The organism is Acinetobacter sp. BHS4, assembly GCF_018454425.1.
GTDB lineage: Bacteria > Pseudomonadota > Gammaproteobacteria > Pseudomonadales > Moraxellaceae > Acinetobacter > Acinetobacter pittii.
On record NZ_CP075323.1, the window covers coordinates 2,552,606 to 2,578,910 of the forward strand.

Annotated in this window: 20 protein-coding genes; 7 read left to right on the forward strand and 13 right to left on the reverse strand. The window is 38.6% G+C overall.

Annotated elements, in window-relative coordinates; all coding sequences use genetic code 11:
* Window positions 1-7: 7 nt before the first annotated feature.
* Together KIP84_RS12275 and KIP84_RS12280 are read right to left on the reverse strand one after the other, a co-directional pair.
* Window positions 8-1,024, reverse strand: a complete 1,017-nt coding sequence (locus KIP84_RS12275; protein WP_002121555.1) for an aspartate carbamoyltransferase catalytic subunit — start codon at window positions 1,022-1,024, stop codon at window positions 8-10.
* Window positions 1,025-1,148: 124 nt separating this feature from the next.
* Window positions 1,149-1,493: a hypothetical protein gene (locus KIP84_RS12280; protein WP_014206195.1), complete on the reverse strand. Its 345-nt coding sequence runs from the start codon at window positions 1,491-1,493 to the stop codon at window positions 1,149-1,151.
* Window positions 1,494-1,733: 240 nt separating this feature from the next.
* Here KIP84_RS12280 and rlmKL point away from each other — a divergent pair, with 240 nt between their 5' ends.
* Window positions 1,734-3,944: a bifunctional 23S rRNA (guanine(2069)-N(7))-methyltransferase RlmK/23S rRNA (guanine(2445)-N(2))-methyltransferase RlmL gene (gene rlmKL, locus KIP84_RS12285; protein ID WP_213688608.1), complete on the forward strand. Its 2,211-nt coding sequence runs from the start codon at window positions 1,734-1,736 to the stop codon at window positions 3,942-3,944.
* 18 nt (window positions 3,945-3,962) lie between these two features.
* Here the strand turns inward: rlmKL and KIP84_RS12290 are convergent, their stop codons facing one another.
* Window positions 3,963-4,379 (reverse strand): hypothetical protein, encoded by a 417-nt coding sequence (locus KIP84_RS12290; protein ID WP_130118647.1) that lies wholly within the window; start codon window positions 4,377-4,379, stop codon window positions 3,963-3,965.
* Between the two features lie 265 nt (window positions 4,380-4,644).
* Here KIP84_RS12290 and KIP84_RS12295 point away from each other — a divergent pair, with 265 nt between their 5' ends.
* The gene (locus tag KIP84_RS12295; RefSeq protein WP_213688609.1) at window positions 4,645-5,139 is read left to right on the forward strand and encodes a CinA family protein; all 495 of its coding nucleotides are present in this window, start codon (window positions 4,645-4,647) and stop codon (window positions 5,137-5,139) included.
* A gap of 50 nt (window positions 5,140-5,189) precedes the next feature.
* Here KIP84_RS12295 and clpB read toward each other — a convergent pair whose 3' ends face one another.
* Together clpB and KIP84_RS12305 are read right to left on the reverse strand one after the other, a co-directional pair.
* The gene (gene clpB, locus KIP84_RS12300) at window positions 5,190-7,769 is read right to left on the reverse strand and encodes an ATP-dependent chaperone ClpB (RefSeq protein ID WP_017399356.1); all 2,580 of its coding nucleotides are present in this window, start codon (window positions 7,767-7,769) and stop codon (window positions 5,190-5,192) included.
* Between the two features lie 322 nt (window positions 7,770-8,091).
* Window positions 8,092-12,057 (reverse strand): Dyp-type peroxidase, encoded by a 3,966-nt coding sequence (locus KIP84_RS12305; protein WP_213688610.1) that lies wholly within the window; start codon window positions 12,055-12,057, stop codon window positions 8,092-8,094.
* A gap of 337 nt (window positions 12,058-12,394) precedes the next feature.
* Here KIP84_RS12305 and KIP84_RS12310 point away from each other — a divergent pair, with 337 nt between their 5' ends.
* A complete protein-coding gene (locus tag KIP84_RS12310) occupies window positions 12,395-13,204 on the forward strand; it encodes a M23 family metallopeptidase (protein ID WP_213688611.1) in 810 nt (269 codons plus the stop codon).
* On the opposite strand, the gene KIP84_RS12315 is transcribed toward KIP84_RS12310, so the two are convergent.
* From KIP84_RS12315 to KIP84_RS12325, 3 genes are all read right to left on the reverse strand, one after another.
* Entirely contained in the window at window positions 13,201-13,626 is a 426-nt protein-coding gene (locus KIP84_RS12315) for a GNAT family N-acetyltransferase (protein ID WP_213688612.1), read from the reverse strand. The genes KIP84_RS12310 and KIP84_RS12315 overlap by 4 nt on opposite strands.
* A 95-nt stretch (window positions 13,627-13,721) precedes the next feature.
* Complete coding sequence (locus tag KIP84_RS12320) at window positions 13,722-14,144, reverse strand: OsmC family protein (protein WP_002121528.1); 423 nt, start codon at window positions 14,142-14,144, stop codon at window positions 13,722-13,724.
* A gap of 78 nt (window positions 14,145-14,222) precedes the next feature.
* Window positions 14,223-14,342: a hypothetical protein gene (locus KIP84_RS12325; RefSeq protein ID WP_002121587.1), complete on the reverse strand. Its 120-nt coding sequence runs from the start codon at window positions 14,340-14,342 to the stop codon at window positions 14,223-14,225.
* 240 nt (window positions 14,343-14,582) lie between these two features.
* On the opposite strand from KIP84_RS12325, the gene crp reads away from it, so the two are divergent.
* On the forward strand, window positions 14,583-15,290 hold the full coding sequence (gene crp, locus KIP84_RS12330; RefSeq protein ID WP_005070320.1) for a cAMP-activated global transcriptional regulator CRP: 708 nt from the start codon (window positions 14,583-14,585) through the stop codon (window positions 15,288-15,290).
* A gap of 159 nt (window positions 15,291-15,449) precedes the next feature.
* Entirely contained in the window at window positions 15,450-16,499 is a 1,050-nt protein-coding gene (locus tag KIP84_RS12335; protein ID WP_213688613.1) for an NADP(H)-dependent aldo-keto reductase, read from the forward strand.
* 54 nt (window positions 16,500-16,553) lie between these two features.
* On the opposite strand, the gene KIP84_RS12340 is transcribed toward KIP84_RS12335, so the two are convergent.
* The 5 genes from KIP84_RS12340 to KIP84_RS12360 all read right to left on the reverse strand — a co-directional run bounded on the left by KIP84_RS12340 (window position 16,554) and on the right by KIP84_RS12360 (window position 21,770).
* Window positions 16,554-17,333, reverse strand: coding sequence for a M48 family metallopeptidase (locus tag KIP84_RS12340; protein WP_002121572.1), 780 nt, complete (start codon window positions 17,331-17,333; stop codon window positions 16,554-16,556).
* Between the two features lie 115 nt (window positions 17,334-17,448).
* Window positions 17,449-17,766, reverse strand: coding sequence for a hypothetical protein (locus KIP84_RS12345; protein WP_002121533.1), 318 nt, complete (start codon window positions 17,764-17,766; stop codon window positions 17,449-17,451).
* Window positions 17,767-17,889: 123 nt separating this feature from the next.
* Window positions 17,890-19,209: an adenylosuccinate synthase gene (locus KIP84_RS12350; protein WP_002121613.1), complete on the reverse strand. Its 1,320-nt coding sequence runs from the start codon at window positions 19,207-19,209 to the stop codon at window positions 17,890-17,892.
* 63 nt (window positions 19,210-19,272) lie between these two features.
* The gene (locus KIP84_RS12355; RefSeq protein ID WP_014206187.1) at window positions 19,273-20,439 is read right to left on the reverse strand and encodes an ATP phosphoribosyltransferase regulatory subunit; all 1,167 of its coding nucleotides are present in this window, start codon (window positions 20,437-20,439) and stop codon (window positions 19,273-19,275) included.
* Window positions 20,440-20,750: 311 nt separating this feature from the next.
* Complete coding sequence (locus tag KIP84_RS12360) at window positions 20,751-21,770, reverse strand: type I glyceraldehyde-3-phosphate dehydrogenase (RefSeq protein ID WP_005076995.1); 1,020 nt, start codon at window positions 21,768-21,770, stop codon at window positions 20,751-20,753.
* Window positions 21,771-22,039: 269 nt separating this feature from the next.
* Here KIP84_RS12360 and alaS point away from each other — a divergent pair, with 269 nt between their 5' ends.
* Both alaS and KIP84_RS12370 read left to right on the forward strand, forming a co-directional pair.
* Window positions 22,040-24,676 (forward strand): alanine--tRNA ligase, encoded by a 2,637-nt coding sequence (gene alaS / locus KIP84_RS12365; protein ID WP_039757442.1) that lies wholly within the window; start codon window positions 22,040-22,042, stop codon window positions 24,674-24,676.
* Window positions 24,677-24,962: 286 nt separating this feature from the next.
* Entirely contained in the window at window positions 24,963-26,165 is a 1,203-nt protein-coding gene (locus tag KIP84_RS12370) for a site-specific integrase (RefSeq protein ID WP_213688614.1), read from the forward strand.
* The last annotated feature ends 140 nt before the right edge of the window (window positions 26,166-26,305 follow it).

Below are 26,305 nucleotides of genomic sequence, written 5' to 3' on the forward strand. Positions count from 1 at the left end.
CCATTCCTTACAACGTAATCGCTTCAATTAAACCTTGCTCTTGGAGTTGGCCTTGCATCGATAACGCCAATACGGCCATACGAACTGCAATGCCATTAGTTACTTGTTTCAAAATAACCGACTGATCTCCATCAGCAACACTTGAATCAATTTCTACACCACGATTCATTGGTCCCGGATGCATCACAATACAGTCTGGTTTAGCTAAACCAAGACGTTCTTTGTTTAAGCCATACATTCTGTAGAATTCAGACTGTGAAGATAATGCTGGAGAGTCAATACGCTCGTTTTGAATACGTAAAGCAATAATCACATCACAATCAGTAATGCCTTCATCCATCTTGTTGAACAAGCGAACGTGCTCGCCATATTCCGAAAAGCCCACTGGCAATAATGTATTCGGTGCAATCACACGAATATCTTTACAACCTAGAGTTTGTAATGCAGCCACATCCGAACGTGCAACGCGAGAGTGTTTAATGTCCCCGATAATGGCAACGCTTAAATCTTCAAATGGTTTTTTAGTTTCACGGCGAATGGTCAGCATATCAAGCATCGCTTGCGTTGGATGTGCATGACGTCCATCCCCTGCATTAATAATCGCGACCTTAGGACATACATCTTTAGCAATAAAATGTGCAGCACCCGAAGATGAATGGCGAACAACAAAAATGTCTGCAGCCATTGCTTCAAGGTTCCAGAGTGTATCGCGTAGAGTTTCACCTTTTGAAGTGCTTGAACGTGCAATATCAATGTTCAGTACATTGGCAGACAAACGTTTTGCTGCTGCTTCAAAAGTAGTACGGGTACGGGTGGAGTTTTCAAAGAAGAGATTCATAACCGTCAATCCCTCTAAGAGCGGACGGTTAATTAAATTATTATTATCATCTAAAAAGCTTTGTGCGGTATCTAAAATCTTGGTGAGGTTTTCTTTTGAAAGCCCCTCAATGGTTAAAAAATGTTTTAAATTTCCGTCTTGATTGAGCTGAACCTGGCTCGGTTGATGCAACGCTGCAATATGCATAATGGATTCCTATGGGTCGAATCGCGAAAACGTGCATAGTGTAGCTGAATTCCGCTCTTTTCGCAGAAGAACTTTACAGAATAAGGCCCTAAATTAACCAGAAAATTTAGGACCTTGATCTAGATTATCTTAAGGCACCAATATAATGATGTGGAACTTGTGCTCGATAAATGTCTTCGGCACTGATTTCTGAATCTTCATCATCGTTAACAACAGTAATTTTTTCTTTTTGAGAAAGCTCCGGTATTGTGTCAACCAACGATTTTAATCGTTCAACGCATCGTTTTAATTCGTCGTCGTCCGACTCTAGTGCAAGCCCAATAACATATTTTGCATAATCTTTATTTTGAACCACATACAGGGCATCTATTACCCGCCCCGTCACCCTACGCATGCGTACATATATTTGTGTAGCTACTGAGAAAGCATCTGCATTAGAAACAAAACCATTCCCCATCATGTCTTTCATTTATAATTACCCCATTAATCTAAAATAATAAAAATGGTTAAAAAATAGCTGTGTTTGTTAAATAAATAACCATTGATAGGATTGACTTAGCAAAATACATACCACTTTTACTGTATTAATCTTTAAAAATCAGTTTATTGGTTGGATTATGATAGGTTGCAATAATTTAAAAACCTTTACACATCAAAATAAGTTAAACTTTGCATCGTTAATATTTATATGTTTTGGTCAATCGAGTTTATGAATACCTCTTTACGTTTAAACCACTATTGGATTACTTGTGCTGATGGTTTAGAAGCCCTCTTACAAGAAGAAATAGAACAGCTTGGCACCAAAGTGACAGAACGTAAAGCAGGACGTTTAATCATTGAAGGGACGCTTGAACATGCTTATCGCATCTGTATGTGGTCGCGTCTTGCTTCACGTGTTTTACTTCCAATTCATACTTATGAACTCGAACATACACACGATGCACGTGATGTAGCAGAAGAGCTTTATGAAGGTGCGATTAGCTTTGACTGGTCACTTATTTTTGCACCACAAAGTACCTTCGCAATTCGCTTACATGCAGAACGTGAAATTAAGGTTAATACTCAATTTGCAACACTTCGAGCAAAAGATGGTGTTGTCGATTCTTTTATGGAAGCTGTAGGTCGTCGTCCGAGCATTGACACCAAACAACCAGAAATTACGTTATATGTTTTAGCAGGTAAAACCGAACATACTTACTGCTTAGATTTATCTGGTGATTCATTACATAAACGTGGTTACCGCCGTTATATGACGGATGCACCAATCAAAGAAAACCTTGCTGCGGCAATCTTACAAAAAGCTCAGCTTCAGCAACGTAAGCCAGAGATTGTGCTCGACCCAATGTGTGGTTCAGGTACATTTATTATTGAAGCATTAATGATTTTGACTGACCGTGCGCCAGGACTTGTTCGTCGTTTTGGATTTAATGGTTGGCATGGTCATGACCGCGAACTTTGGCTTTCAATTAAAGCTGAAGCAGCAGAACGTCATGAAAAGGCACTTGAATTACCTTTACCTAAATTTTATGCCTACGATGCAGACTGGGAAGCTGTAAAAGCAACCCGTGAAAATATTATTGCGGCTGGCTTTGAAAAAGCATTAGGTCAAATTCAGATTGAAGAACGTACTTTAGCTGACTGGCCTGATTTTTCAGCTGAAGGCAAAACTGCATTTATTGTGACAAACCCTCCTTACGGTGAACGTTTAGGTGATAAAGCATCTAACCGCTCTCTTTACCTAGGTTTATCTGCGCTTTTACAAAAACATTTCCCAAATCAATATGCAGCAATTATTGCAGCGCAAATTGAACAAGCCGATGTTTTAGCTTTTGAAGCACCTGAAACTTTACGCTTAATGAATGGTAAATTACCGATTTACATTCGCTTTGGTTCAATTAAGCCAGAAAAAGTTACACAACCATTCTTAGCAACTTGGCAAGCTCAACCTATTGAAATGGAAGAAGCTCAAGATTTTGCTAACCGTTTGCAAAAAAATATGACTGCCTTGAAAAAATGGGCAACGAAAGAAAATGTTTATTGCTTACGTTTGTATGATGCAGACTTACCTGATTTTAATGTCGCTGTAGATTTATATGGCGATCGCTTACACGTTCAGGAATATGCACCACCAAAGACAATTGATCCTGAAAAAGCAAAGAAACGTTTTAATTTAGCACTCGCTGCAATTCGTGCTGTTACTGGTTTAAACCGCGATGCCATCTTTATTAAGACACGAGCACGCCAAACAGGTACAAATCAATATACAAAACAAAGTACTGCCTCAAAACGTTTTATCGTTCAGGAAGGTAAAGCTAAAATTTTAGTTAACTTGACAGATTACCTAGATACGGGTTTATTCCTTGACCATCGTCAAATGCGTTTACGTATCGCTCAAGAAGCTCGTGGCAAACACTTCTTGAATTTATATAGCTACACCTCTACAGCAAGCTTACATGCTGCTTTAGGCGGTGCAGCAAGCACGACAAGTGTAGACTTATCTAATACGTACTTGAACTGGTCAAAAGAAAACTTCGTTTTAAATGGCCTGACTGTAGATCATGCAGATGAACAGCACATGTTCTTTGCGAGCGACTGTTTTGAATGGTTAAAAGAAGGTCATGAACAATACGACCTTATTTTTATCGATCCACCGACATTCTCAAACTCTAAAAAGTTCTACGGTACTTTCGACGTCCAACGTGACCATGTTTCACTCATTAAACGTGCAATGAACCGTTTACATAGTGAAGGAACACTCTATTTCTCAAACAACTATCGTGGTTTTGAAATGGACGAAGAGATCGAAGCTATTTTTCAGGTTGAAGAAATTACTTCTGAGACCATTGGCCCTGATTTTAAACGTAATCAAAAAATCCACCGTGCATGGAAAATCCAGCATCCTGGCCTAGATCAATATTAATAAGACTAGAGGTTATTATTACTTCACGGTAATAATAACCTCACCATGAACATTATTTGATTCAAAATCATATTTGGTAAAGCGGTCTGCTCTTTCCGGTAATGCCATCATTTCCAGTTTCTTCTTTTCCTTACTATCGATAACATGGTTTTGTTTTTGTTCTTGATAAGGTGAAAGTACACTTGTTCTAAGTGCATCCCATCGAACTTGTTGTAAATAATTATCCCCTAATGCCTGACGTGCCTGTTGCTGTTCTGTCATTGGTTTCTTAGCATCGTCTTGAGCTTTCGCAATAATCACAGGTAAAGCTGCATTCACCGCCCCTGTTTGCGTTGCCAAAGCCCCTTCACTTAGAGGCTGCGCAGCCCATACATTAATGGGTATCATTGAAATACAACCTAAAATACACAGCGCAAATCCTTGTTTATTGTTCATTGCATTTATCCTAAATTGTTATTGTTTGTTATATCGAACAAAATTAACAATTTTTTAAACATGTCGCAATGTTATGAATAGATTTCCCGACAATTAACATTAATCAATTTAAAACCAGAAATATTTCCCAAGCATTTTTCAAATATTAAGCCTTTTTATAGATTTTTATCTTCGACTTGAATCACACCTTTAAATCACTTACTGTGATTTTATAATTTTCTATAATTGATTTTAGTTATAAATAAACACCATTCGAGGTGAAATAATGCTTCAGTACTGCTGCCAACTATTAGAAGATCGCCAGCTCAAAATTGCTTTTATTGAGAGTGCAAGTTCCGGTTATTTAACAAGTCAGTTTTCTATTCATAAAAATAGTGGTGCAGATATTTTACTGGGTGGCTTAGTTAGCTACGACCCAAGCATTAAAATTAGTATTTTAAATATCGATCCAAAGTTAATAGAGACTTACACAGCAGAGTCACCACAAGTTACCGAAGAAATGTGTAGACTTGGTCAAAACCTATTTCAACAAGCTGATATTATTGTCAGTTGTACTGGGCTATTAAAATCTGGCGGAAGTGAAACCCCAGAAAAACCTGTAGGTACATTTTTTATTTGTATGTCTTATCAAAAGCATATTTACCATTATCACTATTTTTTATCTGGCCACTCAGAACAAAAGTTAAAGACATTAACTCAGAAAGTTTCAGATGCCATAATTGCTTTACTCACTTCAACCATAAAAACTGATTCACCATAAAAAAAGAGAATATGTTTCCATATTCTCTTTTCGGTTTTAGCAGACAAAGCTTAGCTGAGTTTCATTTTATCGAAGACTAAATGCCCATTTTCGCCTTTGACTAGAATAGTATCACCTGCGACAAAATCACCCGACAAGATTTTTTGTGCTAATGTGTTTTCAATCTGTTGTTGAATCGCACGTTTCAATGGACGCGCGCCATATACAGGATCGAAACCAGCATCAATCAATAAATCAAAAGCAGTGTCATCTACAGTTAAACTCATGTCACGATCAACAAGACGCGAACGTAATCGATCCAACTGAATATCGGCAATGCCACGAATTTGTGCTTTTTTGAGTGAATGGAAAATCACAAGCTCATCAATCCGGTTAATAAATTCCGGACGGAAATGCTGACTTACCGCATTCATTACAATGGTACGCACTTCATCGTCTGTTGCACCCTCGCCTAGCTCACGTACATCTTGTGAACCTAAGTTCGAAGTCATCACAATTACCGTATTTTTAAAGTCTACTACTCGACCTTGTGAGTCGGTTAAGCGACCATCATCCAATACTTGGAGCAAGATATTGAATACATCTGGATGCGCTTTTTCAACCTCATCAAACAACACCACACTATATGGCTTACGGCGAACAGCTTCAGTTAAAACACCACCTTCTTCATAACCCACATATCCTGGAGGTGCACCAACCAAACGGCTAACCGAATGTTTCTCCATGAATTCACTCATGTCGATACGAATCATCGCATCATCACTGTCAAACAAGAAGTTAGCCAGCGCTTTAGTCAACTCAGTTTTACCAACACCTGTCGGACCCAAGAACAAGAACGAACCACTAGGACGATTCGGGTCAGACAAACCGGCACGTGAACGACGTACTGCATTCGATACCGCAACAACTGCTTCATCTTGCCCAACAACACGGTCATGTAAAAACTCTTCCATATGAAGGAGTTTTTCACGCTCGCCTTGCATCATTTTAGCAACCGGAATACCTGTTGCGGCACTAACAACTTCAGCAATTTCATTTTCAGTCACTTTAGTACGAATCAGTTTTGGCTCTTCGTTTTCTTCTGCAACCTCGTCTTGCTCGAGTTGTTTTTGCAACTCTGGAATTACGCCATACTGTAAACGTGCTGCCTCAGCCAAATCACCTTCACGCTGAGCTTTCTCAAAAGCAATACGCGCTTTATCAAGTTCCACCTGAGCCTGTTTAGTACCTTCTACTAAAGTTTTTTCAGACTTCCAGATTTCTTCAAGATCGTTGTATTCTTTCTCGACTTCAGCAATCTGTTTTTCAAGATGAGTGACTTCAGCTTTACTGCCGACATCTTCATCTTTTTTCACAGCTTCCAATTGCATTTTCAACTGGATTAAACGGCGATCAAGCTTATCAAGTGCTTCAGGTTTAGAGTCAATCTCCATTTTGATACGAGAAGCTGCTTCATCAATCAAATCAATTGCCTTGTCTGGTAATTGACGATCGGTGATGTAACGATGAGACATTTTCGCCGCAGCAATAATCGCAGAGTCTAAAATTTGCACACCATGGTGAGTAGCATATTTTTCTTTGAGTCCACGCAAAATCGCAATCGTATCTTCAACACTTGGTTCATCAACCAATACTTTCTGGAAACGACGCTCTAAAGCAGCATCTTTTTCAATGTATTGGCGATATTCATCTAATGTGGTCGCACCCACACAGCGCAATTCACCACGAGCTAATGCAGGTTTTAACATATTCCCTGCATCCATTGCGCCATCGCCTTTACCAGCGCCTACAAGCGTATGTAACTCATCAATAAACAGGATGATTTCGCCTTCGTGTTTCGCCAAATCTTTTAAAACTGCTTTTAAGCGTTCTTCAAACTCACCACGATATTTAGCACCAGCCAGTAATGAACCCAAGTCGAGGGATAAAACACGTTTATTCTTTAACCCCTCTGGCACTTCGCCATTCACAATACGCTGTGCCAAACCTTCAACAATAGCGGTTTTACCTACGCCCGGCTCACCAATAAGAACTGGGTTGTTTTTAGTACGACGCGATAACACCTGGATGGTACGGCGAATTTCATCATCACGCCCAATGACAGGATCAAGTTTTCCAGATAAAGCACGCTCTGTTAAATCAATCGTATATTTATTCAGTGAGTCACGTTGGTCTTCGTGATTATTACTCATGACTTTGTCATTACCTCGAATATGTTCAATTACTTTGCGTAAGCTGTCAGGAGTTACGCCTACCGCACTTAAAATATTTTTAGTTTCGCCAGTCTCTGCCAAACCCAACAACACCCAATCAGTTGATAAAAATTCATCACCTGCTTTCTGTGCATATCTGTCTGCCAAATTAAGTGCTTTAACAGCTTCTGGGTTTAAGTTGACATCACCCGTTGGATTGGCAATTGTGGGCGCATCTTTTATAGCCTGTTCAAGTTTTTGTTTAAGTTCAGGTAACCGTGCACCTGCTTGTTGCAACAAACTAATATTTGATGGCTCTTCTAACAAGGTAGACAAAATATGAATACCTGCGATAGCGGTATGGTCTTTACCCATCGCTAAAGATTGAGCATCTGAGAGGGCTTGCTGCAAGCGGTTTGTAAATTTTTCAAAACGCATTCTTGTTATTCCTCACAACAAATTTGTACTTGTCTAATAGATGGGAACACTTCTTCGGATTTCAAATAAATTTTTATATATTTTTCATAATGTTATAAAAATAACAATGAGTAAAACTCCATTATAATATGGGTTTATGAATGATCTATTTCAAGTATATTTTGTATAATTTTTAAGAGAAAACAAAAACGTGATATTTCTTCTGAATTTTTATCATAAATGGCAATTTTAAAGCCATAATATCTTTATTAATTATCGTATTTAAATTTAAAAATATTGAAGGTAGTCCCTCACTTGAGAGACTGCCTTATAAAATGGCTAATCAATTATGCAATTGATGGAACGGACACTTAGCTTGCTCTGTTTTTTCTTTTGGAATATCTGGCGTCGAGATTGGACGACGCTGATGCTGTTCTTGAATAATCGGGAACACAGATGTAAAGAAGTTTGACCAACCACCAGTGCGTACTCGTAATAAATTATACTGCTCAGGTGATGTTACAGCTTCACTAAATGTTTCTGGATTAGCCACCGTTATTGTTAAAATATTAGATGAACTACCTTGACTAAACTGTTTTAAAATACCAATCAAATCTTTAACACCAAAGTCTTCACGAATGTTAAAGTCCGTAGGTGCTCCATCTGCCATTAAATTTGTACCCCTACCGTCAAAACCTTTCAAAGCACGACTAAACTCAACAGTTTGATGGTCAATCGCTAAATCTGCTGGACTTGGTGATGGGCTTAAATCAGATGCTACTGTCGTACCTAAACGACGACCATCAGCGCTCGCTCCATTCCATGCCCCCATCTCCACATGATTTTCAAAAGTTCCTACACCAGGTTGAATTTGAAGACCAAAAGGATGTTCGTTTGAACCATAGCGCACAGCTAAATCTTTAATGCTTTGCGCAAATTGGGGCCATGGTTTTGTAAATGTTTCGACTGATATCTCTGCAATCATTTGAACAATCTGATCACCTAGTTTATCGACTTCAGAGTTTCCTCGTCCATAACGCGGTTGTGCCAAAGCAATCTCTCGTAAACGCTTATAGCGATCAGCTTGTGCAGCAATACGAGCATGCCCAGCTAAATTACTAATAAATGGCTCAGTCATTTTATAACCCCAGTCACAACATAAGCACTCTAACAATTCAGGTAATGTAGTTACTGCGGTTAATGGATCAAATACCATTGCCTTAATCGCATATAGCGAATTAATGGTATTACTGAGCGAGATATAACATGGTCCATAAATATTATATTTAGCACCACCACTATAAAAATCCTGCCCTTTAGCCAAACAGTCATCCATTAAGACATTTAGAATTGGAGATGGGCAAATATCCGTATTGGCACCATAACCTAGAATTTGCCCATTAAATGCCTTGCGATTGAGCAACTCAAAATGTTGCATGTATAACTCTAATAGATCTTCAAAACTATCAATCTGATCGGCAGGTCTGCTATTTAATGAAACAGTTTGTCCAAACAGATAGCTTTGCCCAGCACTTGAAATTGTTCTACCTTGATTTAATGCACATTCCAAAGGCTGTAATGTCGAGAAGCCACCTAAAGAGAACCAGTTTTCGCCCGGAAATTGTGGTTCATAACAACCATCACAAGCGTAATTCTGCGCTGAACGAATATCGATTTTAGAGTTCCAAATTGGCAAATTAGAGAGCGCATCTCCCCCTACACCATCTCCACTTTGGAGAAGACTAGGAATAAGCTTTTCATCATTTAATAAAATCGGGTGAGCACCACCAGATAAAATTGCATGTGCAGCTTCTTCTAAAATATCTTCAGGAATATCTTTGCGAGTTCTTAAAGACAAACACGGAGCATTTAATGGTAAACGACCTGATGCACGAATGAATAATCGTGTCACATCATTGTAAGCAGGCTCAGTTTTAGAAAAGTCTGCTTCACCGTCAACTTTTGTACCGCCGACTGTAATCTGCTGAATCCATTGCCCCAATGATGCTCCTTGAGGATAAGGGCCAGAACTACCACCCATCGCAAGATTACCGAAAGGTTGATGATCTTCCATGAAAATACGGTTTTGTTGTACTTTTTCATCTAGCTTAATATAGAAAGCATCAATAATTTCTTGTGCCTCTCCGAGCGTAGCTGAATGATTGTCCAAGAAAGGTTGTAACAGTTGATCCATGCGTCCAAATGCTGTTGGTTCACCATTCAAATGCAGACAGCTATGCAATGTAAAAATAAATTGAACTGCTTCAATAAATGTCTCTGGTTTATCTTTCGACAACTTTTCCATTCGTCGACCAATCGCAGTTAAGTTATCTTTTTCGAATTGCTGTCCTTCTTGCATCTGATCTGCAATTTTAAATGCAAGCTTCGAGTAGTTTAAGAAATATTCAGAAATACCGGTTAGCGCCAATCTAGAAGCTTCATAAAAATCTTTTTTCTCTGGAGTCTGCGCATTGCTTGCATGTTTAGCAATTTCCAGTTGTAAACCAGCCAAACCTAAATCTAATGCTTTTTTATAATTCGGAATAACATGTCCAACACCTGATGCTTCACTTAAGTTACGCAAAAAGCCCTGAATACGTTCTTCCTCAGATAAATACTTCATGACATAACGACCTTCACCCAAGGTCAGGTTTGGCATGGCTCCTACAATAATTTCATCAGGCATGATGCGATAGGTATCTGATCCATAAATGACCTTACCATCACATTCACGTCTGTTCGAATATGGAATCATTTCACCATTTTTTAATAAAATTTTTCTTCCACGGAAACCGTAATTTTCTGATGAAAATAACTGTAAACTTAATCGAATAGCCCAGCCTTTGCGCAACATAATTGATAAATCCATAATATTTTCAGGCTTATCAGAAATATTAAACTGGTTAATATAATAATCTATGCCATGCTCAATTTCTTCTTGCTTTCGGTTGAAATACCAGTTGTCTTGCCATAAAGAAAATGTATTCTCAAGTAGACTTAAAATACGGTTTGATGGCGGCTTAAAAAACTCACTATGAGGATTTAGCCCAGTCGCCATATTAAAAAGATAATTACTATGGTTGTAGTACATCAAACCATTATCAGAACTATTCGTATAATGGCGATCAAAACGCGTCCAATCCATACCTGGAAATGACTTCCAATCCAGATTATCGTTGTCGCTCAGATAATTAAAGGTATTTAGATATTCTGATGCTCGATCATTATCTAAATCTAATTTTAAATCTTTTAAACTTGGAATATAGAATATTCCTCCCAAGTCCGAGTGAAGATTATTGAATAGACGGTCATTCATAAAGCCGTTCAAAGCGTCTTGCTTTGAATCTTCCTTTGAATCGTGTCTTGGTCCAATTTGATTTGCCATCACTTCTTCTAAAATGGCAGCAGTTTTTGCAAAACCAGCAAAATAAATTCCTGCTTCATCAGCTTTAGTTACCGATTTTGGCACTCTAAAACTTGAATTTGATTCAGCACGGCCAAACGGTAAACCTAAGCGTAGAATAGGCGTGGTATTTCCATTTTCATCTTGTACACGAGAAGCTTTAATGTGCGAACGGCTATCACGGTCTGGAATAATTGTGTCATCAGTTTTACGTCCAATCAAATCTTCAATTTGATCTTCTGACATCATATTGATTTGATCCCAGTTAATTAGAAACCGTTGGGATAAAACATAAGAACCACCAAAATGATCAATATCTTCTGCACCAATCAAAGTATGCTTTGCTAGCGAAATTGGATCAGATGGATTATTTAAATTTTCAGAAAAACGGCAACCCAGAACCTTACCATTACGACCAGTTTTAGATTGTGAAGCAGTATATTGTTCATTTATTTCTTTGATATCTGAACCTAAAAATTCCTTAATATATTCCTGTAATATTTCACATGCATTAGCATCATCACTTTTTACATGCAACCAAATATCACCATTCGAGTTTTTAAAACTCCCATTAGAGTCCGCAAAAACTTTTGAGATATTTGAATTGTTTTGATCTGGATAATGTAATTGCATTCCTTTGGGTCGCGATAAACGTTCTGTTTTACAAATTTTATCCCAATTATCAAAAGACACACCAATCGACAAAGTTGTATTTTTACTGGAAAGTTCCTCAGTATGATGCACCTTTTGACGCACAGCGATCATTAATTGCTTAATTTTTTCACGTGTAATTTCTGTGTTAAGCCAAACCGTACTAAAAGTTGCATGGGGAGCTGGATAAACCAACCCACGTTGCATATATTTCCATACTTCAGTAAAACGATCGTTATAAGATATATTTAACATTATATTAGTTCCTTTAAAATTTCTTATATAATAATTAAAATTATGATTATAAATTTAATTACAAAATCATTATTCATAATAAAAATTTAAATAACAAGATATTTAAAATATCAAAGCAAAACAGTAAGAATTAATAAAAATTTCAATAAAATATTAAGTTTAGAAAACTTAAAATATAAAATTCCTGAAAACCATAAAATTAAAGATATCTGCATAAAAAAACAATAAATTATTAACATAAAATAATAAATAATATCATTAAAAAAATTAAAACAACCTTTAAGTAAATCTTATTGATATAATCTTCATTATTCTTTGCATAAAAAATAAGGCAGCTATGTTTATAAAAAAGCTTTTCTCCACTTTACTTTTTACATCCATACCCTTTTATTGCTTTGCCGAGCTCCCACAGGACTCCAGACGACCTGGTGGAATTGCAGTTGTTCCTCTAAGTACTGATATTACTCAGGTCACTTTTCAACAAAAGCCTGTTTTAATTAGCCAAGAAGGTCAGCAGCGTTATGCCGTGCTTGGCATTCCATTATCTACTCCAATCGGCAGTATTCAACTCGACACAAATAAAGCCCCGATTCAAATAGCAGTTAAGTCTTATCCTTACGCTGAGCAACGCATTAAAGTCACGAACCAAGATTATGTGAACCCTAATCAAAGTCAATTAGACCGCTACGCTCAAGAAGCAAAAGAACAAAATGATGTGTATACCTCATTTACACAGAGCTCATGGCAAACCCTACCCACATTTATACGCCCGACTTCAGGGAAATTTAGCAACTCTTTTGGAAGAAAGCGCTTTTTCAATAGTGAAGAACGCGCGCCTCACTCAGGTTTAGATATTCCTGCGCCAGTAGGGCAAAAAGTTATTGCGCCCGCAGATGGTGTGGTTATCCAAACTGGATCTTATTTTTTTAATGGACAAACTGTATTGATTGATCATGGCCAAGGCTTAGTCAGCATGTTCTGCCATTTAAGCGCAATTAAAGTAGAGAAAGGCCAACATATCCGCCAAGGAGAAACACTAGGTTTAGTAGGCAAAACAGGACGCGTGACAGGCCCACACCTGCATTGGGGCATGAGCCTTAATAATGCTCGGGTAGATCCTCAGCTTTTTCTAAATACAGCTCGTTAATTTAAAGCTTTACGAAAATACTTTGGCGCTTCGATATAGCCTTCTCTTAGGTAAAATTGATGTGCCAAAGGTCTTTGCATTCCTGAATGCAGTTCGATTCGATCACACCCTCGGCGTCTGGCTTGTTGCTCAGCCTCCTTTACGAGTAAATGCCCTACACCTTTACTGCGCATATTCTCATCAACACACAGATAGCATATTTTGGCAAAGTCACCTTGTAAGGCAATTTGCGGAATAAAGTAGAGAGATAAAAAACCATAAATTTTATCCCTCTCTTCAGCAATCAAAATTTGTGAATTAGCGTCATTATGGAGTATCTCAAATTTTTCTTGAATAAGAGCAAAAGGCTGTGGGTATCCCATCTGTTTAAGTAGATCACATATAGCTTGAGTATCTTTTGATTTAGCAGAACGAATATTCACCTTTCTTCTCCCTATTATTTTTTAGTTATTTTTGACAATAAAAAAGCCAACTCTAATGTCAGCTTTTTTTAATTTCTAGTTAGCAAAAAAATGCCTTATTCCGCTTCAATAATTTCGAAGTCATGTGTAATTTCAACACCACCATCGGAAAGCATTTTACTTGCTGAACAATATTTCTCGGCAGACAATTCAACTGCTTTTGCAACCTGCTTTTCTTTCACAGCTTTACCAGTTACCACAAAATGTAAGTGGATTTTAGTAAACACAGCCGGAATTGCGTCAGCGCGCTCAGCTTTTAAATTACATACAACATTCGTCACATCTTGGCGAGATTTCTTTAAAATGGTCACAATATCAAACGAAGCACACCCACCAAGTCCCATTAATATCAATTCCATAGGACGTGGACCACGGTTTTCACCACCATACTCAGGTGAGCCGTCCATGATGACACTATGCCCACTATCCGATTTCGCTTCAAAAGCAACATTCTCTAGCCAATGTACACTTGTTTGCATTGCAACTACCCAAAAAAAATTATAAATTTAAGCAGGGTCTGTTGACATTTCATCTATGGATTGCGTTATAGCTAAAAATTAATCCAAATAAGACGCAAAACCCAGACAATGGCAATCCTTTGTCCAGTTTTGTAATAAAGTTTGTGAAATTTCAGCCATAATCTGAGTTGCAATTAAAGCAGCGCAGGCATAGCGCAAGACCAAGTTATTTTGTACGTTCCGTTGTTAAGATCTATTTATTTAGAATGGCTAAATTTCATAGTTCTTATTTGGTACGTCTAAAAGAATTGTCTTATGTTGCAACCATCTGTGAAATGTCAACGGGCCCTTGTTTTGTACACTAACATAAAATGAGTTGATAAGGAATTTCATCTCTTCTGTGTAATAGCTCATCTCGAGCTTGTGTGAATTGTTTACCCTATTCGGAACATATTAAGCATGACTTCAAATTTTTCACAACTCAGCACAGATGCTTTATCTCCGGGGCAACTACCTGAATCCGTTAAAGCATTGTTAAAACGTGCTCACATCAACAGATATCCAAAACGAACCACAATTGTTGATGCCGGAACAGAGTCAAAATCTTTATATTTAATTTTAAAAGGCTCAGTTTCAATTATTTTGCGTGAAGATGATGAACGTGAAATTGTTGTTGCGTATTTAAATCCGGGCGATTTCTTTGGGGAAATGGGGCTTTTCGAACCGAACCCTCAACGTACAGCCGAAGTTCGAACTCGTGATGTCTGTGAAATTGCAGAGATCTCTTATGACAACTTCCACGAACTTAGCAAACAATACCCAGACTTAAGCTATGCTGTTTTTGCACAATTAGTTCGCCGTCTAAAAAATACGACCCGTAAAATGACAGATCTTGCGTTCATTGATGTGTCTGGTCGTATTGCACGTTGCTTAATCGATCTCTCTTCTCAACCAGAAGCAATGATTTTGCCGAATGGTCGTCAAATTCGCATTACTCGTCAAGAAATTGGCCGTATTGTGGGATGTTCGCGTGAGATGGTTGGCCGTGTACTCAAAACCTTAGAAGATCAAGGTATGATCCAAACTGATGGTAAAGCCATTCTTATTTTTGATGCATCATTAGAAGAAAACACTGTTTCTGATGATGACTACGACGATGAAGAATAATATTCATTAAATTTTTAATAAAAAGCAAACTTCGGTTTGCTTTTTTTATATGCAACAATGAGTTAATACACAAAACTTACAAACTATTCTAATTTTATGATTTAAGTTGAATACATATTCTCCGTTAGGCTAACTCAAAATTTCCAAGGATTCCGCTGTATGCAATTTAACCCACTTAGTCGCACAGGCCTTAAACTTCCAGAAATTTGTTTAGGCACCATGACATTTGGTGAGCAAAACTCCCAACAAGAAGCTTTTGAACAACTCAATTACGCCTTGGCCAATGGTTTATATTTTTGGGATACGGCAGAGATGTATTCTGTTCCACCAAAACCTGAAACTTATGGCGCAACTGAAACAATTATTGGCAATTGGTTTGCCCAAAATGAACAACGTGACAAAGTCTTTCTCGCATCTAAAATTGCAGGTCCGGGCTTTGGAGGAACACACATCCGAGAAGGCAATACACGCTTTAACAGTGACCATATTGCTAAAGCTCTAGATGGATCACTTAAACGCCTCCAAACGGACTATATCGACCTTTATCAACTGCATTGGCCTGAACGTCATACCAACTTTTTTGGTACGCTCGCTTATGGCAATCAGCAAGCTGAAAATGATTACGACACAACACCTCTAGAAGAAACATTACTCGCTCTACAAGAAGAGATTAATCGCGGGCGCATTCGCTATATTGGTTTATCAAATGAAACCCCGTGGGGCACTATGAAATTTTTACATTTAGCCGAAAAGCTAGGTGTCAGTAAATTCGTAAGTGTTCAAAACCCATATAGTCTTCTCAACCGTACTTATGAAATAGGTATGTCAGAGATTGCTAAATATGAAGATGTCGGCTTGCTCGCCTACTCTCCTCTGGCTTTTGGTTACCTAACTGGCAAGTTTAGAAATGGTGCGCGTCCCGCTAATGCTCGTGTAACACTATTCCCTCGCTTTAGCCGTTACAGCAACCCTCAAAGCGAATGGGCGACTGAACAATATGCACAGCTAGCAGAAAAGCATGGACTAAGCTTAACTCAGATGGCCTTAGCTTTTATTAAACAACAATTCTTTGTGACCAGCACAATTATTGGTGCCACTAATTTAGATCAACTTAAAGAAAATATTCAGGCATTTGAGATTGAATTACCAAGTGAAGTTCTAAAAGGTATTGAGGCCATCCATACTCAACAGCCCAACCCTGCTCCTTAAATAAAAAACGGATGCTTAAGCATCCGTTTTCTTTATCTATATAAAATTTACATCTTATTTACGGCTATTATAAACTGCCATTGCCGCAGGTAAGTTTTTACGCATATCACCAATACGTTGTGAGTTAGATGGGTGAGTAGACAAGAATGATGAACCACCGCCACCTTCAAGCTTATTCATTTTTTCCCAAAGTGTAATCGCTGCATTTGGATTATAGCCTGCGCGCGCCATCAACATTAAACCACCTTGGTCAGCACGACTTTCCAAGCTACGAGAATATGGTAAGCCCACACCCACTTGTGTACCTAACTGAGCGGCAGCAGTACCAAGCTGGCCTACGTTATTACCCGCATAGCTTAAACCGATGCCTAGAGCTAAATCAGTTAAAGCTTGTGCACCGATTTTACTTTTTGCATGCTCTTCTAAAGCATGTGTCATTTCATGTCCCATAACAGCTGCAATTTCAGCATCTGTCAGGTTCAATTTATTCACAATACCTGTATAGAACACTACCTTGCCCCCAGGTGCAACGTAAGCATTAATCGTATCTGATTTCAACACCGCTAACTGCCAGCTAAATGGTTGACCAGTCTGATTCATCTGGTTCGCATATGGTTTTAAACGGTTGAATACAGCATTAATACGGTTATATGTACTAGAACTTGTATCGAGAGCACCCTTACCACGTGCTTCCTGCACCATCTTATTAAAACCTTGAGCAGATTGAGCATTTAAGGTTGCAGTATCTGCACCAGCCATGTCCGCCACTGTTGCACAGCCAGAAATGGTCATCACACTTGCTGCACACAAGCTTAAAAAGAGTTTTTTATTCATAACACGGATCACCTAAATCGATAAAAAGCTGTTTATTCTTTTGCACTTATTATAAGAAATACCACTCATGCTTTGAATGTCTCATTTCTTCATGATCATAGTATTTATGTAACGATCAAGTAGATAAAGTCATCAAATAAATCCAGAAAATTAAACAAATTACGTTTAACCCCAAATAAACATGACTTAAGGTTTTAACTTTCTCTTCAAGATTAGGACTTTCCCGTTTCCAGAGTAAATAACTATTTTGTATGAGTACTACAGGAATTAACACGCATGCGAACAAAACCGACAAGCTCATAAAAGCAGTCATAAAGAAATCTTCATGATACTCCTGTCCATAAATAACTAACATCGCCAGCGTGGGTGAACCACCAATAGCAAATAAAAAAGAATAAAAAATTGTTTTTGAAATAGTTGGTTGCAGCTTCATCCTGAGCCCATCCTCCCTTATCTATATAGAACGTTTTAATCTGAATCTGATAAAACGAAAACTGCACTTTAGTCGGGTATAAAAAAAGCCCCCTTTTCAGGAGGCCTTTTTAATCTTTGCTAATTAAGCAGAGAATGGATGACGTAAAACAATTGTTTCTGCACGATCTGGACCAGTTGAAACGATATCAATCGGACATTCGATTAATTGTTCAATACGCTTAACATAAGCCAAAGCATTTGCTGGTAATTGATCGATACTCGTTAAACCAACAGTCGACTCGCTCCAACCAGGCATAGTTTCATAGATTGGCTTCAAGCATTCAAAAGAAACTGCATCTGAAGAACCTACACAACCTGAATCTGTATTTTCATAACCTACACAGATTTTTACTTCTTCCAAACCATCTAAAACGTCAAGTTTAGTTAAGCAAATACCTGAAAGTGAGTTTACATCTACAGAACGGCGAAGAATTTCAGCATCAAACCAACCACAACGACGTTGACGGCCAGTAGAAGCACCAAATTCATGACCAACTGTACCTAGGTGTTTACCAATTGGGTCACCAGAATCAGCAGCTGCATCGTAAACTAATTCTGTTGGGAATGGACCAGCACCTACACGTGTTGTATAAGCTTTAGTAATACCTAATACATAATCAAGATGTAAAGGTCCCATACCTGAACCAGAGCTTACGCCACCAGCAGTTGTATTTGAACTTGTAACATACGGATAAGTACCGTGGTCGATGTCTAGAAGTGAGCCTTGAGCTCCTTCAAACATTACAGCCTTACCTTCTTTGCGATAGTCATGCAACACTTTAGTCACATCAATCACTAATGGAGCAAGCACTTCACGCCATTGGTTGCAAAGAGCCAATACATCTTCAAATTTAACAGCTTCTACACCGTAGAACTGAGTTAATTGGAAGTTATGTAACTCAAGCATTTCTTGGAGTTTTTCTTCTAACGCTGCACCACCACGAACAAGGTCAGCAACACGCACTGCACGGCGAGCCACTTTATCTTCGTATGCAGGACCAATACCACGACCTGTAGTACCGATTTTAGCATTACCACGTTTCTTCTCACGTGCCTGATCAAGTGCAATGTGGTTAGGCAAAATGAGTGGACAGTTTGGAGAAATACGTAGACGTTCTTTAACAGGAACACCTTCCGCTTCCAAAATTCCCATTTCTTCAATTAACGCTGCTGGTGAAAGTACTACACCATTACCAATTAAGCACAATACGTTTTCACGTAAAATGCCTGATGGAATGAGGTGCAATACAGTCTTTTTACCACCTACGACAAGAGTATGACCTGCGTTATGTCCGCCTTGATAACGTACTACCGCAGCCGCCTGATCTGTGAGCAGGTCGACGATTTTACCTTTACCTTCGTCGCCCCATTGGGTACCAAGTACCACAACATTTTTGCCCATAATAGCCTCATTACATCATGCTGTTAAAATTGGAAACCACCAGTAAAAATTTACCGTTGGCGATTAAATCTTTTCAATATTCCATTGTCCATTTTGCGACACGAGTTGATGGGTCGCATATGGAATAGAACTTAAATCATCATTACCTAACAATTGAACTACACGTAAACCTTGAGCACGTGCATTCGAAATTGCTGAGAGTAAATCCTGTTCTGAGCCTTTTGGAGCAACAACAGTTTCGATTTCAGCGAACTGATTTGCACCTAAGGCATATAAATCACAACTAAAGCCAGTAGCAGGACGTGCGCGGCCAAAGTGCTCACCAATACCATCATAACGGCCACCCTGTGCTAAAGGCGCAGCACGATTCGGTGCATAGACCGCATACATTAAGCCAGTGTGATAGTGATAACTACGTAGCTCTACAACATCAATACCGATATTGAGATTTGGCCAACGGCCTTTAATTTGCGCAAGTGTTGTTTTAAGTGCATCTAATGCTGACTTAAATTCAGCATCTTGTAAGATGTTTGCACTTAAATTCGCCTGCAATGCTTCTAAATCACTAGAATAACGGCCAAGTGCATAGAAATCAGAACCCATATTGAGGTTTTGAGTAAATTCAGCTAACTCTGGTAACGCTTTTCTTTGATAAAGATCTGAAAGCTCATGCTCTTCATTTTTTGACAGTCCAGCACATTTTACTAAACTGCGGAACAACCCTACATGACCCAAATCTAAATGCGCGCCTTGTAAAGTATAGATGTTCTCGATCAACCCCAGCATAACATCGACCATTTCGACATCAGCTTCGATACTGTCATGCCCGTATAACTCTGCACCTAATTGTAGCGGTGCACGTGTGGCATTGAAATTTTGTGGTTTAGTATGTAATACAGTCCCTGAATAACAGTAACGTGCAACGCCTTCAACTGGTCTTACATGTGCATCGATACGTGCAACTTGCGGCGTCATATCAGCACGAACACCGAGTAAACGGCCTGAGAGCTGATCAATGACCTTAAAAGTTACTAAATCTAAGTCTTGATTTGATTCTGATAATGAAGACAACGATTCGATGTATTCGATAAATGGTGTATATACCAATTGATAACCTCGTACCGCGAGGAAATCTAAAGCTTCACGGCGAAGTTTTTCAATGACTTGCGCCTGTTCCGGCAATACATCTGCTACCCCGTCAGGCAGCAACCATGTCTCTGAAATGGTCATATTTCAAGCCTAAAATCTGATCAACGTGGAACGACCCCACATAAAAAAATCGGGAACACACCCGATTTCTCTTAGTGTAGCATGATACTTTGTGCCATGCACCTGACAATTTGCATAAATCTTTCTTAATAAACTCTAAAGTCAAAAAGAAGATTTAATGAATTAATAATAATATTCAATACTTTATTCTCATTCACTCATATCATAGACAAAAGTTCTTCGACCAAAGAATGGGCCAATATCTGAGCTATCTCCTTGTTGCTAGTTAACCAGATTTAATCTTTGAATAGCTTTCTTAAGGTATTTTAAATTTAGAAAGAATCACACAAATCTAATAATCGGTTTGCATAGCCCCATTCATTATCGTACCAAGCGAATACTTTAGCTTGATGGCCAACGACCATCGTCTGAGTTAAATCAACGATGAGTGAATAAGGTGAATGATTGAAATCACTCGAAACTAATGGCTCATCTGTTACCGCCATAATTTCTGCATAGTCTGTTTGAGATGCTTTAATTAGTATTTCATTAATGTGATGCACAGTAATTGGAGATTGCGCGATAAAAGTTAAGTCAATTGCCGCCACATTAATAGTTGGTACACGAATTGAATAACCATCAATACGGTCTTCCATTTTAGGCATAACACGCTTTAATGCGCCGAGTGCACTAGATGTGGTCGGGATAATATTTTGCCCTGAAGCTCTAGCACGACGTAAATCACGATGCGCGTGATCAAGAACAGATTGATCTGCTGTCACTGCATGAATTTCTGTCATAAGCGCAGTTTCAATACCGAAAGCATCATCAATGATTTTGACTAATGGAACTAAAGCCTGCGTAGTACATGAAACGCTTGATATGATCTGATCAGTCACTTTGACTTCATTATGGTTCACACCATAAACAATGGCTGCGTCAACATGATCAAAAGGTGCCGCCCCAATAATGACCCGCTTCGCCCCTGCTTGTAGATGACGTGTCGCATCCGCATGAGAACGGAACAGTCCTGTACACTCAAGTACCACATCAATATCTAAACTAGACCATGGTAAAAGTTCAGGTTGTTTCTGCTTTAAAACCTCAACTTTTAGCGTTCGTTGATTTGACTGAATATTCAAAAAAACTTTTTCATTTTCAATGAATATATCTACATTTCCATTGAAGCGGCCGTGCGTAGAATCATATTTAAATAAATGCACTAATGTCTGGACATCTGCTATATCGTTAATCGCCACGATTTCAAAATGAAATTGTTTTGGGCTTTCGAACCAGGCGCGTAAAACATTACGTCCAATCCGACCAAACCCATTAATGGCGATACGTTGCATGACCAATCCTTATCAACAAAACTACAAACTAAAGAAGGCATATAGTAAAGCACGTCAAGGCCAATTGAATATAGATTTTTAGCCAAATCACAGTTTTGTAAGATATTCCTTTTAAAATCGTTGGTTCGGTGGGGTTTTTCCGCTACAATTTAGCGTTTTTAAAAAATAAGCCCCGTATCACATGCAAGGTTTGGCATAAAACAAACAGGCATTGATACATTTAGCCAAATTCGAAAATATGGAGTGACTTGGTTGTGAGTACTCGTTTAATGACATCTGCTGAAATTCGTGAAGCATTTTTGCGCTACTTTGAAACGCAAGGGCATACACGTGTCGCGTCGAGTTCTCTTGTTCCTGCCAACGACCCAACTTTATTATTTACAAATGCTGGGATGAACCAGTTTAAAGACTGCTTTTTAGGTCTTGAGAAACGTGACTATGTGCGTGCAACTACATCTCAAAAATGTGTACGCGCTGGCGGTAAACACAATGACTTAGACAACGTTGGCTACACTGCACGTCACCATACATTCTTCGAAATGTTAGGTAATTTCTCATTCGGTGATTATTTCAAACGTGATGCACTTAAATTCGCATGGGAATTTTTAACCAGCGAACAATGGCTTGCCTTACCAAAAGATAAACTTTATGCCACGGTTTACCACACCGATGACGAAGCTTACGACATCTGGAACAAAGAAATCGGTTTAGCACCAGAACGTATTATCCGTATTGGTGATAATAAAGGCGAAAAATACGCATCTGATAACTTCTGGGCAATGGGTGATACTGGCCCATGTGGTCCATGTTCTGAAATTTTCTTTGACCATGGTGATCACATTTGGGGTGGTTTACCAGGCTCACCTGAAGAAGACGGTGACCGTTTCATTGAAATCTGGAACAACGTTTTCATGCAGTTTAACCGTACTGCTGATGGCGTGCTTCACCCTCTTCCTGCTCCGTCTGTTGATACAGGTATGGGCTTAGAGCGTATCTCTGCTGTATTGCAACATGTTAATTCAAACTATGATATTGACCTGTTCCAACACTTATTAAAAGCTGCTGCAAATATTATTGGTATTGAAGACCAAGGTCAGCCTTCTTTACGTGTTGTTGCAGACCATGCGCGTTCATGCTGTTTCCTCATTGCTGATGGTGTAAACCCAAGTAATGAAGGTCGTGGTTATGTACTTCGCCGTATTATCCGCCGGGCTGTTCGTCACGGTAATAAACTTGGTGCAACTGGTACGTTCTTCTACAAAATGTTGCAACCTTTAATTGAAGTTATGGGTGATGCATATCCAGAGCTTGCAGCTCGTAAAGATGTGATTGAAGCAACTTTAATTCGTGAAGAAGAACAGTTTGCTAAAACACTTGAGCAAGGCTTAAAACTACTTGAAGGTGAGCTTGCTCAATTAAAAGATAAGACGATTCCTGGTGCCACTGTATTTAAACTTTACGACACTTACGGCTTCCCGACAGACTTAACTGCTGATATTGCACGTGAACGTGACTTTATTATTGATGAAGCTGGTTTTGAAGTAGAAATGGCAGCACAGCGTCAACGTGCTCGTGATGCTGGTAAGTTTGCAGTCGACTACAACAACATTGTAAAAGTTGAAGGCGAAACTCAGTTTGATGGTTACATCAACACCACTGGTCAAGGTCAAATTGTAGCGATCTATAAAGATGGCGTACAAGTTGACGAAGTTTCTGAAGGTGATGAAGCGCTTATCGTTTTAAACCAAACTCCTTTCTATGCTGAAAGTGGTGGTCAGATTGGCGACACTGGTATCTTCAAAAATGAAACTGGTATTTTTGAAGTTCAAGATACTAAAAAGTCAGGTGGTGCCTTTGTTCATCAAGGTATTGTGACCGTTGGTAGTCTTAAAGCCGATCAAAATGTTGAAGCGATTGTTAAAGCAGACATTCGTGAAGCAACTGCACGTAACCACTCTGCAACTCACCTATTACATGCTGCCCTTCGTCAAATCTTAGGTTCACATGTACAACAAAAAGGTTCTCTAGTTGCAAGCGATATCTTACGTTTCGACTTTGCTAATGACCAACCTGTAACTTTTGAACAGTTACAACAAGTTGAACGTTTAGTGAATGCAGAAATTATTGCAAACAGTGCTGTAACAACCGAACTTCTTGATATCGAAGCTGCAAAAGCTAAAGGTGCCATGATGTTGTTCGGTGAAAAATATGGTGATGAAGTACGTGTACTTTCTATGGGTTCAATTATTGATGAGAAAAACTTCTCAATTGAACTTTGTGGTGGTATCCACGTTAAACGTACAGGTGATATTGGTTTATTCAAAATCACTTCTGAAGGTGGTGTAGCTGCTGGTGTACGTCGTATTGAAGCTGTTACAGGTACTAAAGCGCTAGATGTAGTACAAAAAACTGATGCTGATATCCAGCACATTAATGGCTTATTAAAAGCACAGAAAGACCAAACTGTTGAGCGTGTACAAGCCAATGTTGAATTGGTTTCTGCATTACAAAAGCAGATTGAACAGCTCAATCAGAAATTGGCAAACTTCCAAGCGTCAGAATTGATTGATCAGGTACAAACCATTGCTGGTCGTCAAACGCTTATTACCACTGTTCAAGGTGTAGATGCAAAATCACTTCGCAACTTACACGACAGTGTTAAATCGAAATTAGAGAATGCAGTTATTGTGTTAGCTGGTGTAGAGGGTGACAAAGTCAGCTTACTTGCTTCAGTTGCATCACAATACACTGCAACTCTAAAAGCAGGTGACATCATCAAACATCTAGCAACCGAGTTAGGTGGTAAAGGTGGTGGTAAACCTGACTTAGCACAAGGTGGCGCGCCACTTAACGAGAAGTTTGGACAAGTTATCGCAGCATTGCCTGCATGGCTTGAACAAAAATAAGACTTCACTTTTTGTGTAACTGACCCTGAAAAGCCTCTCAGGGTCATGGCTTATATGGAACAACTATGGCATTAATCGTTCAAAAGAATTAATGCCATTTAGCCACTCTAAGACACACTAAGACAAAAACAACAATAAAAGCTTTATTTCTCAATATTTCCCTCGTTTTTAATATAGACATACTAAGACATTTTAGGACAGAATAAGTCTCATTAATTATGTACACATTGGTGTACATATTTGCACTTACCTCTCGCTCAACTAAAATTATGTACACAGGTGGACTATGGCTTTAACTGAAGTGTGGCTGAAAGCTAATAACGGCAAGGCACGTGATAAGGTTGAAGAAATAGCAGATCGAGACTCAATGAGTGTTCGAGTCTCACCTAAAGGTAAAATTGTTTTTCAGCTTAGATATCGTTTTGCTGGTAAAGCTGAACGTTTAGACCTTGGCACCTACCCTCATATCTCTCTCAAAGATGCACGTGTAAAAGCTAGTGAAATGCGTTCACTATTAGATAAGGGAATGAATCCTAAAGTTGAGGTTCGTGTACAGCAGCAAAAATACATCGATGCAAGCACATTTGAAGATGTCTTTAATGATTGGTATGAAAGTTATTGTCTAAAGAAGAAAACATCTGCCCAGCAAATTAAGAATACTTTTGAGCAGCATGTAATACCTGAAATCGGTGATTTACCAGTTGAGCGCATTACTCTGCAACAATGGTTAGCCTTACTTGAAGAATTAGCAGATGATGTACCTTCGATTGCTGATCGCGTATTAACGAATGCAAAACAGGTTCTAAAATGGGCCAAAAAAAGACAATTACTTGAGGTAAATGTTTTATCTGACATCTATGCCAAGGAAGATTTGGGCATTGAGCGAAATAGAGGAACCAGATTTCTATCTGATGATGAAATAAAAATGGTATGGCTGGCTATTGAAGAATCAAACATTTTGCCTAAAAACAAAATTTTCTTAAAACTATGTTTAATGTTTGGTTGTAGAAATGGCGAACTCAGAAAAGCTAAAAAGACTGATTTCGATTTAAATAGAAAGGTCTGGCTTGTTCCTGTAGTAAACAATAAGACAGGAAAGAAAACTGGCCGTGAAATTATTCGCCCTATTTTGCCTGAAATGGAGGCATTAATTGTCGAAGCTTTCGACTATAGCTCATGTGAGTATTTCTTAACGAATGATAGTGAAGAAACACCTATGAGTCATGGATCATCTAATTCATTGCCTCGTTATTTAATGGAGCGCCTAAGAAGACATCATGACTATTTTATGAAGCATTGGTCCCTTCATGACCTACGAAGAACAGCACGAACTAACTTCAGTGCATTTACATCGCGTGATGTGGCTCAACTCATGATTGGCCATGTAATGTCTGGCGAACAAGGCACATATGATTATTATGAGTACCTACCCCAGCAAACTGAAGCATATGCAAAATGGTTAGAAAAAATTAAATTACTTACTAAATAATTGAGAATTAAGAAATGAAATATTGGGTTTACTTTTATATCGAGCATACAATTAAATATGGTGAACCTTTCTATAAAGAATCTGGGTGGTCTTTGGGTTTTAAGAATAATTATATTGTTGTAAGTTTGATGCATAGCTTA